The sequence below is a fragment of the Leisingera sp. SS27 genome, from assembly GCF_028368855.1.
In the GTDB taxonomy this organism is placed as follows: Bacteria; Pseudomonadota; Alphaproteobacteria; order Rhodobacterales; family Rhodobacteraceae; genus Leisingera.
This window is the reverse complement of sequence record NZ_JAQNCY010000007.1, coordinates 190155-201811: the sequence shown is the minus strand read 5'-3', so window position 1 is coordinate 201811 and position 11657 is coordinate 190155. Positions and strand designations below refer to the sequence as shown.

At 63.5% G+C, this 11657-nt stretch carries 11 protein-coding genes; 2 read left to right on the top strand and 9 right to left on the bottom strand.

All coding sequences use genetic code 11. The annotated features are described in order from the left end of the window. Positions 1–457: 457 nt before the first annotated feature. The 5 genes from N6L27_RS16085 to N6L27_RS16065 form a co-directional block, all read right to left on the bottom strand. Positions 458–1453, bottom strand: coding sequence for a ketoacyl-ACP synthase III family protein (locus N6L27_RS16085; RefSeq protein WP_271908319.1), 996 nt, complete (start codon positions 1451–1453; stop codon positions 458–460). Then, positions 1450–2757, bottom strand: coding sequence for a trans-sulfuration enzyme family protein (locus N6L27_RS16080; protein WP_271908318.1), 1308 nt, complete (start codon positions 2755–2757; stop codon positions 1450–1452). The genes N6L27_RS16085 and N6L27_RS16080 overlap by 4 nt, the downstream gene beginning before the upstream one ends. An 18-nt stretch (positions 2758–2775) precedes the next feature. After that, positions 2776–4113, bottom strand: a complete 1338-nt coding sequence (locus N6L27_RS16075) for a lysine N(6)-hydroxylase/L-ornithine N(5)-oxygenase family protein (protein WP_271908317.1) — start codon at positions 4111–4113, stop codon at positions 2776–2778. 78 nt (positions 4114–4191) lie between these two features. Then, positions 4192–5463 carry a diaminobutyrate--2-oxoglutarate transaminase gene (gene ectB / locus N6L27_RS16070; protein WP_271908316.1) on the bottom strand — a complete coding sequence of 424 codons (1272 nt, stop codon included), beginning with the start codon at positions 5461–5463 and terminating at the stop codon, positions 4192–4194. A 354-nt stretch (positions 5464–5817) separates the two neighbouring features. Beyond that, positions 5818–6783 (bottom strand): GlxA family transcriptional regulator, encoded by a 966-nt coding sequence (locus N6L27_RS16065; protein WP_271908315.1) that lies wholly within the window; start codon positions 6781–6783, stop codon positions 5818–5820. Positions 6784–7027: 244 nt separating this feature from the next. Here N6L27_RS16065 and N6L27_RS16060 point away from each other — a divergent pair, with 244 nt between their 5' ends. Together N6L27_RS16060 and N6L27_RS16055 are read left to right on the top strand one after the other, a co-directional pair. Continuing rightward, complete coding sequence (locus tag N6L27_RS16060) at positions 7028–8224, top strand: MFS transporter (RefSeq protein ID WP_271908314.1); 1197 nt, start codon at positions 7028–7030, stop codon at positions 8222–8224. Between the two features lie 18 nt (positions 8225–8242). Continuing rightward, positions 8243–8638 carry a nuclear transport factor 2 family protein gene (locus N6L27_RS16055; protein WP_271908313.1) on the top strand — a complete coding sequence of 132 codons (396 nt, stop codon included), beginning with the start codon at positions 8243–8245 and terminating at the stop codon, positions 8636–8638. Positions 8639–8692: 54 nt separating this feature from the next. On the opposite strand, the gene N6L27_RS16050 is transcribed toward N6L27_RS16055, so the two are convergent. Genes N6L27_RS16050 through N6L27_RS16035 form a run of 4 tightly spaced genes read right to left on the bottom strand, consistent with a single transcriptional unit; the run spans position 8693 to position 11652 of the window. Beyond that, a complete protein-coding gene (locus N6L27_RS16050; RefSeq protein ID WP_271908312.1) occupies positions 8693–9163 on the bottom strand; it encodes a GNAT family N-acetyltransferase in 471 nt (156 codons plus the stop codon). A 38-nt stretch (positions 9164–9201) separates the two neighbouring features. Further along, positions 9202–10248 carry an FAD-dependent oxidoreductase gene (locus N6L27_RS16045; RefSeq protein ID WP_271908311.1) on the bottom strand — a complete coding sequence of 349 codons (1047 nt, stop codon included), beginning with the start codon at positions 10246–10248 and terminating at the stop codon, positions 9202–9204. Next, entirely contained in the window at positions 10241–10588 is a 348-nt protein-coding gene (locus N6L27_RS16040; RefSeq protein WP_271908310.1) for a cupin domain-containing protein, read from the bottom strand. The genes N6L27_RS16045 and N6L27_RS16040 overlap by 8 nt, the downstream gene beginning before the upstream one ends. Then, a complete protein-coding gene (locus N6L27_RS16035; protein ID WP_271908309.1) occupies positions 10585–11652 on the bottom strand; it encodes an ABC transporter substrate-binding protein in 1068 nt (355 codons plus the stop codon). The genes N6L27_RS16040 and N6L27_RS16035 overlap by 4 nt, the downstream gene beginning before the upstream one ends. Positions 11653–11657 lie beyond the last annotated feature (5 nt).

Sequence of the window (11657 nt, the reverse complement as noted above, 5' to 3'; positions counted from 1 at the left end):
CATCTTCGCTCTGCCGGCACGGCGGCCAGCCGGGAGAACCGGCAATCAAACCCTTTTCCGGCAAGACGTTAACACTTCAGACGCAATTCGAACGGTAACAGAATTGCGCCCGCATAGGAATTTCAGAATGTTTGTTTCATTGGCATTTCAGGGCGCTGATTAACGTAAGGGCAACCAGTATCGCCTCGCCGGCCTCCCAGCCTGACCGGCGGATCAGCATGACGCAAATGCACTGCAGTTTGTCGCATTCCTGTCCGGCAGCCGAACACCCGGGGACGGCTTTCAAAGGGTTCCGAATCTCTTTGGCACGGCAGAGTGGACACCGGACCGCTGCCCTGTCTAACGAAGCGCAGGCACGCAGCCTGCCCGCGGCCGAAACGGCCACCCAAGCTTTAGCTGGCTGGCCGTCTCTGAGTATGCGAACCGCTTCCACCCCGCCTGAAAGCGGGACCTTGCCCTAGGTCTTTTCCAGCAGCATGGCTGCAAGGCCAAGACCGTTTCCGGCGCCAATCATCAGCACCCGGTCATGCTTGCGAAGCGCTTGCCTCCGGCCTAGCTCCCACAGGCCGAGAAACTGGTCAGCCGTTCCCGTATGCCCGATGCTGCGCCCGAAGCCCCACATGTCCTGCCGCGCCAGATCCGCAAAGGCGCCGGCGTACAGCCGGGCGCTTAACCCGGCTCCGACATTGGGGTAGATGACATAGTCTGCCGGGCGCGTTTCAAGGTCTGCACTGTCCAGCAGCCTGCGGCGCAAACGCTGCAATGCCGGGATGAACAGCGCGTTGAACCCTTCCCGGCCATGCGCCTCCAGATACGCCTTCTTGGCAGACTTGACATCGTGATCACCGGGCCCTTCCGGCTCTGGCGTGACGGCCCGGTACATCGGTTCAAGCGCCGGTTCCGACTCCAGCTCGAGGCAGGCAATGCGGTAGGCGCCGGGGGCCGCACTCAGCCGCAGCGCAAACGCCGCATCGCCGTAGAGCGTCCCCAAATCCGAGTTGAACCGGTCAAACGCCGAACCCGAAAACCGGTCCGCGCCAACAACCAGCTGATCGCCCGGCAGCCCGGCACGGATCAGGTCATAGGCCAGAGAGACCGCGGTGAAGCCGCCATTGCACCCCTGGTTCAGCGACATGACACGGGTGCGGCTGTCCAGCTCCAGCACCCGGTGCAGATAGCTTGCCGGCGGCCACAGCAGCTTGTGGCCATGCCGGTGGATGCTGCAAAGATACAGCGAATTGATGGCGCTTGCGTCCTCGGGCCGCAGCAGCGGCCGCGCCGCCCGCAGCGCCATTTCCGGCGGGCTCAGATGCTTTTCGATGCAGACCGAGGTGAATCCATCCGTTGCCGCCCGGTCTGCGTCATAACGGCCTTGCGAAACGGCCTCCTCCACCGTGCAAACGGTGTCCGGCAGCCAGGCGCTCACGCCGGAAACATAGACATCCGCTGTCATGCCGCCACCTTGCGGACACGGTCCAGCGCCTGGACGGCATCAGCAACGATATCGTCCTCATGCTCGCAGCCGACGCTGAGACGAACCAGATCGCCCGGGATGCCGCCCAGCTTCTTCTCGGCTTCGCTGAGCTGCGAATGAGTCGAAATCGAGGGGATGGTTGCAGTGCTCTTGATGCGTCCCAGATCATTTGCACGCCAGAAGATCTGCAGCCCGTCAAGAAAGGCCCGGGCTGCCGGGATACCACCGCGCATCCGCACCGACATCAGGTACCCAAAGCAATTCTCCTGCCCGCCCGGCTCCAGGTCGCTGTCCACCAGCACCATGTCACGCCGGGCAATCTCATGGTCGGGCATGCCCGGCAGTCCGGGATAGAAGGTCTCTGCGACCGCCGGATGCGCGGCCAGAACCTCTGCCAGCCGCTTGGCCGAACGCCCCATGATCTGCATCCGGCTGCGCAGGCTGCGAAGATCCGCAAGGCTTTGCAGGGCATTGAACGGGCTGAGGATGACACCGGTGTCACGCTGCGGGCCGCGCTTGAGGAACCCGGCAAAATCGCCGCGCATCTCCTGCCGCGGGTGCGGGCAGCAGATACCGGGCCGCGACACCACGGCACCGGCAATGCTCAGCCCGCTCGCCGACATGGACTTGCTGACCGAATGCACCACGATATCGGCCCCCAGGACCAGCGGCCGCATCACCGCCGGGCTGGACAGGGTGGCATCCACCATCAGCGGCACGCCCTGGGCCGCAGTGATACGGGCCAGCGCAGGGATATCGGTCATCCGCAGCAGCGGGTTGCACGGCACCTCGCACAGCGCGAACCGGGTGTTGCCGTCGACCGCACGCTCCCATTCGCCAAGATCCAGCGTGTCCTGGATCCAGCGCAGCTCGATCCCGCGGTCCTGCTGGAACCGTTCCCGGAACAGCATGAAGCTGCCGCCATAACAGGCCGCGGGCAGCACGATGTTCGCCTTGGTCCGGGCCGGGTCATCGGCCACCAGCGCGGTGGCCGCCATGAACAGCGCCGCCATACCGGAGGAAAACACCGTGGCGGTGGCGGTGAACCCGCCGCCATAGGCCTCAAGCGCCGCAATTGTGGTCTCCAGCTGGCGCACGGTCGGATTGTCGATCCGGGTATAGACCCAGCCGTCCGCCTCCCCGCTCAGCGCCTGCCGCATGTGTTCGGAAGAGGCGAAATGCTGGGCAGGCGACAGATAGGCCGGCTCGCAGATCGCGCCTTCGTTTGCCAGTGCCGACGGCTCGCCATAGCCGCCGCGCACCGCGATTGTGTCAAAACGCATGGAAACAGACCTTTCCGCCTATTGGGCCGCAACGCCGCTGGCCAGGCCGGCATCCGCATCAAGATCCTGCTGCAGCAGCGCATTGGCGATGGTCTGCGCCCTCGGCGCCAGCAGCGACAGGGACCCCGCATCACCCATGCCATGGGTCGCCTCGCACAACCCGTTCAGAACCAGCGCGCCGGCGCCGGCATACCCGGGCTGCAGCTGCGCGCGGTAGGACCGGTCCACCTGAACGCAGCCCTCTTCGTCCAGTGCCAGCTGGTCCTGCACCCCTTCCAGAATGCCCGGAACCTGCACCGATCTGCTGTCGCTGCCGATATTGCGGAACCCGGTTGCCAGGATCACGCCGTCAAAACTCTCGCTGCGGGTTTCGCCGCTCTCCCCGTCGCGCACCGTCAGACGGACGCCATCCGCACTCTCTTCCGCCGCAAGAATATCGGTCAGCCTGTTGATGGTGATCCGGTTCACCCCATGCATCCGGTCATAGTACAGCTGGCGGTACAGCTCCTCGAGCACATCCATGTCGCAGGCGCCGTAGTTGGTGCGGTGGACATCGCGGTCGATCCGCCCCTTCAGGTCCTTGCCGGCCTCGAAATACATGTCGGTGAAGGACGGGAAGTAGATCTCGCTCATGAACGGATTGGTGTCCTTCAGCGGGAAGGCAAAGCGGCGCATGAAGCTGTGCAGTTCCAGACGCGGCTCGTGTTTGGACAGATGCAGCAGGATTTCCACCGCGCTCTGACTGCTGCCGACAACGGCAAACTTGCGGGCGCCCTTGTTCAGCAGCGCCTTATGCGCGCTGTTGTATCGGTTCAGGTGGAACACCCGGCCGGAGGCGGTCAGCGTCTCAAACGCAGGCGGGATATAGGGCTCGCGGCCTGTGCCCACCACCACATGGCGGGCAAAAACGGGATCACCCGATTGCATGTCGATCCGGTAGACATGCCGGTGCGCCTCATCCAGCATGGTGATCCGCTCCACCCCGCATCCAGTCTGCAAGTTGCCGGACAGCTGCTCCGCAACCCAGCCGACATAGGCGGCAAAGTCAGGCCGCATCGGCATCAGCAGATCCATGTTCAGATGGCTCAGCAGCTTACCGGTGCTGTGCAGGTAATTCATGAACGTGTATTTGCTGCGCGGCGACCGCAGCGTGGCCAGATCCCGGTGCGGGATGTTCTGAATATTCGAATGAATGTCGAGCGCATTTTCAAACAGCATTTCCTGCTGCCAGACAGGGTTGTCCGACTTATCCAGGAACACTGCATTCGGATACAGGCCTTCTTCATCAAACAGCGCCGCCAAAGCGATATTTGCAGGGCCAAAGCCGATACCGGCGACATCAAAAGTTTTTGCCATTTCAGGACTCATTTCTGTCTGGGCAAAACAGGCACACCCTGCTTTGCGTTGAATAAAGATTGAAAATCGGAAAGGGGGTTATGCCGGCTCCAGGTCCGGCACATGGGGCTGGGAAGGACATTCCCTTACGCCCAGCACTGCACTCAGCGCCTGCCGCACAATGGCAAAACCTTCGTCCAGCTGCTCCGGTGCAAGGGTAAGCGGCGGCAGGAACTTCAGCACCTCATCATGCGGCCCGCAGCGTTCGATAATCAGGCCGCGGCGGACACAGTCCGCCTGCACGGCCGCTGCCTGGCTGTCATCGCTGAATTCCAGCCCCATCATCATTCCGCGCCCTTTGACACGCAGGCCAAAGCTCTCAGCCAGCTGTGCGCAGTGGCGCTGCATTTCAGTACAGCGGTCTGCCAGGGACAGAACGAATTCAGGATCGCCCCAGAAATGCTCCAGCGCGGCGGCGGCGGTGACAAAGGCATGGCTGTTGCCCCGGAAGGTGCCGTTATGCTCGCCGGGCTCCCAGCAATCCAGCTCCGGCTTCAGCAGCAGCAGCGACATCGGCAGCCCGTAGCCGGACACCGCCTTGGCCAGGCAAACCATATCGGGGACGATGCCCAGCGGCTCGAACGAGAAGAATGTGCCGGTCCTGCCGCATCCGGCCTGGATGTCATCAACAATCAGCAGCGCCCCGTGCTTGCGCGCAATCTCCTGCAGGCGGCGGACCCAGGCTGCGGATGCGGATTGCAAACCGCCCTCGCCTTGCACCAGCTCCACCACAAAGGCCGCAGGCGCATCAATTCCGCTGCTCGGGTCGTCCAGCATCCGGCCGATATAGTCTGCCGTATCAAACCCGGTCCCAAGATAGCCCTCATAGGGCATCCGGCTCACCTGCTGCAGCAGGGCCGCAGAACCGGCACGGTGATGGCTGCTGCCGGTCAGCGACAGCGCCCCCAGCGAACAGCCGTGAAACCCGTTGGTAAAGCTGATGACGTTGCTGCGCCCGGTTGCTTTGCGGGCCAGCTTGATTGCAGCCTCCACGCAGTTTGCCCCGGTCGGGCCGGGAAACTGCACCAGATAATCCAGCCCCCGCGGCGCCAGAACAATGCGCTCGAACCGCTCAAGAAACACCGACCGCGCGGTAGAATTCAGATCCAGCGACATGCACAACCCGTCACGGGCGACATAATCCATCAGCGCAGCCTTGAGCACCGGGTGATTATGCCCGTAATTCAGCGACCCGCAGCCTGCGAGAAAATCCAGATGCCTGACGCCGGTTTCATCGAACATCTCCGCGCCTGACGCTTGGTCAAATGTACTCCCGAACGCCCTGCTGTAGCTGCGCACATTTGATTCCATTACCCTGTTTCCGATCATTTCCCCTGCACTCCAAAATCGCAAAAACGTGATAAACCCTCCGCTTTCCTAGGCAGGAGTTTTTGGGGATTCCGGCCAAGTTCACGATAGTTTAAGACACTTTTTGGAAGATTAATTAACCAATTAATCAACTAAAGGATTAGCACCTTTCGCGGCAGAGAAAGGGACTCTCCCGGCCCGCGGGCTGCAGGTCTCCTGCATTGGCCGTTCTGACAGCATCTTTGGCCGCCATTGCCCATGCAGCGCATTAGCTTTGGAAATGATCCCCCCTGGCCCGCCGTCACAGGCAGGCCAATTCCGGACCAACTGGCGGCAGCGTAACAGCTGCCGCATTTTTCAGCCAGCGCCGGCCTCCGCCTCGTCCTTCTGCGCTGCCTTCATGCATTGGCGCATGACATCGACCGAAGAAAAGCCCGCCAGCGCTGCAATCCGCTTCTGGCTGTAATCCGTGTTCTTCATGTAGAACCCGGCACGGGCAGCCCTGATTTCGCGCACCATCGCCGCGGGTGTCTTGCCCAGGGCGGTCTTGAACTTCCGGGTGAAGCTGCGGGTGCTCATATTGCAGCGCTCCGCCATGCGGTTCACGTCATGATTGGCCGCAGGATTGGTCCTGATGTACATCACCAGCTCGTTGAGCTTTTCCTCCAGTGTGGGCACATTGCGCAGGAACTCCGAGATCTGCTCCAGATGGCCCGGCCGCGCCATGTAAAGAACGAGGTTCCGGGCCACCTGCTGGGAAATGTCCGACCCGAAGTCCTCGGCAACAACGGCCAGCGCCATATCAATCCCGGTGGCCACCCCGGCCGAGGTCCATATATTGTCTTCGGTGTGGTAGATCACGTCGGTCAGCACAGTGATCCCGGGAAACAGGCGCCGGAAATTGCCGATTTCAGCCCAATGCGTCGTGCATTTGCGGTTGTCCAGGATACCCGCCTCCGCCAGCACAAAAGCCCCGGTGCATATGGACATGATGCGGATCTTCTTGCCATCGGCGCGCTGAACCAGCCGCCGCAAGGCCGGATCCCGCATCGCCTGCGGCGTGCCCTTGCTGCCGCCCGGAATCAGCAGCGTGTCCACCCCTTGCAAATCCTCGGCCTCGACGCTGCCATGCGCCTGAATCGAGATACAGCCGTTTGTCGCAACCGGCCCGCCTCCCGGCGAGATCAGCGAAACGTCATACCCCAGCTCCGGCGGCAGCAGTTTGTTTGCGCCCTCAAAAACCGTCACCGGGCCGGATATGTCCAGCACCTGGGAATCGGAGAACATGACAACTTTGATCTTCCTGCGTTCCTGAGCCGCCATCCGCTTGCCCCCTTTCGGCATTCCTTGAACTCTCATAGCAATTTGTGACGCTGCGTAACGTCGCATTTGCGGCGCGATAGCACAACTTTACCATCAGTAGAGGGAAATTTTCAAAAATCCGCTCAGGTTGCAGCTTTCCGCTGGCGCCAGCGGCCCGCGGTCTGGCCGAAATTGCGGTGCCGTTGACATAAAATCCGGCACTGAAAGCTGTATCTCCTCTGCAACTATTTCTGTGGATGGACCCATGCTGCTGATCAAAAGCCCAAACTTCCTGCTCGTGCTGCTTGGCGCGACAGTTCTGACAATTCCGATGCCGATGCTCATCATTCTCGGCGGGCTGGCAGGCCTGCAGCTGTCGCCGGGCGAAGGCCTGGCTACGCTGCCCGTGTCGGTCCAGCTTCTGGCCGGGCTGTTCACGGCCACGCCGATGTCCATCCTGATGGGCGCACGCGGGCGCAAGGCAGGGTTCCTGCTGGCCGCGCTGTTTGCGGTGCTGGGCGGGGCGCTTGCGGCCTACAGCCTGATCCACGGGCTGTTTGTGCTGCTGTGTCTTGCCCACGCGCTGCTTGGCGCGGCGGTGGTCAGCTTCGGGCTGTTCCGCTTTGCCGCTGCGGAACTGGTTGACGCCCCGCAGCAGGCCAAGGCGATTTCTCTGACTCTTGGCTCGGGGCTGGTCGCCGCGCTGCTGGCACCCGAAGTTTTCCGCCTGTTCAAGGATGCGCTGGCCCCGGTCCCGCTGGCGGGTGCCTATCTGGCGGTCTCGGCCATCGCCCTGGCCGGCATGCTGCCAATAGCGGCTGCCCGCTTCGCACCGCCGCAGCCCAAGGCCGCCAAGGACACATCCCGCGGTCAAACCGCGCCGCTCTGGAACCGGCCGCGGCTGCTGTGGGCAATGCTGTGCGGGGTCGGCAGCTTTGCCGGCATGATGCTGCTGATGACCCCAACACCGCTGGCAATGGTCGGCTGCGGGTTCAGCGATGTGCAGGCCGGCGATGTCATCCGCTGGCACGTGGTCGCGATGTTCGCCCCCAGCTTTTTCACCGGCTCGCTGATCACCCGGTTCGGCGCCAACAAGATCGTCGCAACAGGTGCTGTCCTGCTGGCCCTGTCCGGCCTGACCGCCCTCGCCGGGATTGATCTGGTGCATTTCTACGTGTCCCTGATCCTGCTGGGGCTGGGATGGAACTTCGGGTTCGTCGGCGCAACAACGCTGCTGAACTCTGAGCTTCTGGACAACGAAAAATCCCTGTTTCAGGGCATCAACGATACTGGCATCGCGCTTGGCGCGGCCATCGCCTCCTTCGGCTCCGGCCTGATGATCGCCTCAGTCGGCTGGGCGATGATCGCAGCGGTTCTGCTGGGCTTTGCAGCTGTGGTTGCCTTCGCCAGCTTCAAACAGCGCCAGGCGGTGTCGAACACCTCTTCTCTCGTGCAACACTAAACTCACAGGAACTTTGCCATGGCCTTGGATGCCACCCATGCCCCTGCCGGTCTTACCCAGGCTGTCACCCGGTATTTCGATGCTCTCTACTTTTGCGACACCGATCTGCTGCAGCGGGTCTTTCACCCTGCCGCCAGCCTGTTTGATGCCGATGACGGACGCATCTTCACGGACCCGATCAGCTGCTACCGCGACACCATCCTGCGCCGGTCGCCGCCAGCGGCCCTGAACGCCCCGCGGGAGGACGAAATCCTGTTCGTGGATATGCTGTCAGACGCCGCCGCAACGGTGAAAGTGCGGGTCAGGATCCATAACAACCGGTTCTCCGACCATCTGATGTTTGCCCATGACAGCTCCGAATGGCGCATCGTCGCCAAGCTGTGGCATCTGGATGAAGTCGCCGCAGACACATGACCCGCAGCCGGAACCGGGGGCTGCGCCACTGCGCGCCCGGTTCCGGTGAACAGATCACGGGCGCTGGTATTTGATGAAGGGGGTTTCCACGCCGATACGGTCATAGAGCTGCCTGGCCTGGCTGTTGAAATGCTGCGTCATCCAGTAGGTGCCGCTGGCACCAGCCGCATCCGCCGCCGCATAGACCCCCTCGATGAGCCGCCGCCCCAGCCCCTGCCCCCGCGCTTCCGGATCCACGTAAAGATCCTGCAAGTAGCAAACCGGCGACGGTTTCCAGCAATGGGCGTGATACAGGAAATGCACCAGCCCAGCGAGCGGCTGCGGACCCTCCCCGTCTCCAGCGCCTGCCAGCACCAGCGCCGAAGGCTCCCACGCGTCCCGCGACATAAGCCGCGCAAAGGTCCCGTCATAGATGCCCTTGGCAAGCTCCGTCTCATAAAACGCCAGATATCCGGTCCAAAGCCGCGCCCATTCCGCCCGGTCGCTTTCCCGCAGCGGGCGCAGTTCCAGATCTATTGCTGTCATGTCTTCTGTTCCTTTTGTGTTTTCGGGCCCCGCCCGCCTCAAACCGCCGCAAGGACGGCGTCGCAGGCGGCCTGCCCGGCCAGCGGAGCGGTCTTGAAGCCGCCGCCGGAATCCGAGGTTATCACGGTGCAGAGCCCGCGCTGCTGCACCATGCCGGGAAACGGGAACCTGGCCCAGACGTTTGATGCCACCCGCCCCCTGAGCAGCGCCCGGTAGGCCGGATCAGCACAGCTGTAGGCGGCGGCCGCCTTGCTGCGGACTTCGTCATCCGGCAGCAGCTGCTCATCAGCGCTGTGCGTCAGCAGGCCGCAACCGAACTTGGCGTCATAACTGCCAAGCGCCGGCATGCCCCACAGATCCTGGCCCAGGAATCCGGTCCAGGCCGTGCGCGGGCGCTTGGCTTCCGGCAGCTCTGCCTCGGGCAGATACACGACATAGCTGCGGCGGGGGCTGAATTGCGCCAGGATCTCCCCTGCCCCGGCAATCTGCGCCAGCTGCCGTGCTTTCCAGCCCAGGGCGCAGATGATCCCGTCAAAGCGCTGCGGCGCCCGGCCCGCGATCTCAGCCGTGCCTGATTCCGTGTCCAGGCCGCGCAGCGGCGCCTCCGGCAGGAACCTCACGCCGCGTCCCGTCAGGGCGGCACACAGCGCCATCAGGATCTTATCCGCCAGCAGCACCCCGGATTCAGCAAAGAACACCGCCCCGGGCATATCCGCCGCGCCTGCCAGCAAGGCATCGGCCCGGGCAGGCGGCAGCCGCACCGGCTGCTGCCCGGGGACGGGATCAACAGCCTCCGGCGCCGCCACCAGAACGCCGGTTTGCACAAAACCGCTGCATCCGGTGTCCTGCAGAATTGTCCGCCACAATGGCAGCGCCTGCGCGGCAGCAGCGGCCTCCTGCGGCCGTCCGGCGGGCGGCCAGGGATGGATCAGCCGGTGTGCCCCATGCGAGGCGCTGCCAGGATTGGGCACCGGCCCGGCCTCGCAGACGGTCACCCGGGCCCCGGCCCGGTTCAGGCAGTAGGCCGCCATCAGCCCGTTTATGCCCGCCCCTGCGACCAGAATATGCGGCTGGCTGTCAGGCAAGCTGCTCTCCGCCTTCCGGCCCGTAAAAGATCACCCAGGTTTCCAGACTGCTGCCAAAGTCGAGAAACCGGTGCTCCATGCCTGCCGGAACAAACAGGAAATCGCCCGCCTCGAAGGGCACGATGTCCTCCCCCATCTGAAACCGGCCGGATCCGCGGATTACCACATAGCATTCATCCCGGCTGTGCGGCTGCTGCAGGTCTTCCCCCTGCGGCACATACAGCTCAACCTGCAATTCTCCGCGCAGAAGCCCGATATGAAACCGCTCGCCGCCCGGCCCGGGAATGCTGTTGCGCATATCCTCTGGCCGCAGCCGCACCGCATCTGTTGCAAGGCTCATTCCACCCTCCTCAACTCCCAGGAAAACCCTTCAGCCCGCCCGCAATCATCAAATACCAGCGGGCCATACACTGTCTGCCAGCTCCGCCCCTGCAGGCTGTGCAGCATCTGCGCAGGGGTCCGGCATCCCTTCTGCAGCCCTCTGAGCGCAAGATAGACCGCCATCCAGGCCGTCAGGAAATAGGGACCCGGCTGCCGGCCCAGCAAACGCGCCGCGTCATGTTCGATACTGCCGGCCGAAAACCCCAGAAGGCAGGTCTGCTGCCGGGGCCGGCACAGCGCCGCAACAAACACCGGGCATCCCAGCCGCGCCGCCTGCTGCCGGACCGCAACAGCATTCAGGCTGTCATCGGACAGGTAGACGGCTGCGGGCAACGCTTGCCCGGTCAGGGATGCCAGCGCCTCGGCGGCGTATTCCTTGGACCCCAGCAGCACCAGCGGATTTCCAGTGACCTGACCGGCGGGCACCTGGTCAATGCCGCTGTAACCGGACAGCGCGCACGGCCTCGCTGCCTGCAAGGCGTCCAGCAAGGCCGCACCCGCATTCCCCGGCTGACCCAGCACCACCGCCTGCCCCGCCCCTCTGAGCGCGCTGCACAGCACAGCAATCTGGCCGCTGTCGCGGGCGAAGGCCTGAAACACCGGTGCGCGCGCGCCCTGCGCCAGATCATCGGCAGAGGATCCCGGGGCAAAGAACGGCACCCCCTGCGCGGCATAGCATTGTGCCGCCCGCCGCGCGACCGGTGAGGAGAAATGGCCGATGGCCGCATCCGGGCGCAAGCCACCGGCAAAAACCCCCTCAAGGGTCCGGGCGCAGATACCGGGGTCGCGCTGATCATCAAGGACAACCGCCCGGACACCGGACCGGCGCCCCAGATTCAGGCACCAGGCGGCCAGCAAATCCTCGAAATTTTCCCCGTCGCTTTCTGCCAGCAGCACGCAGGGGCCTGCGGCGTCTGTGGTGCTGTGCTGCCGCCGCAGGAACCAGTCCGGCAAGACGGGAACCGGGCGGCGAACTGCGGCCGGCAGGATCAGCTGCGGGTGATGGCTGGAGAACTCGCTCATGGCTA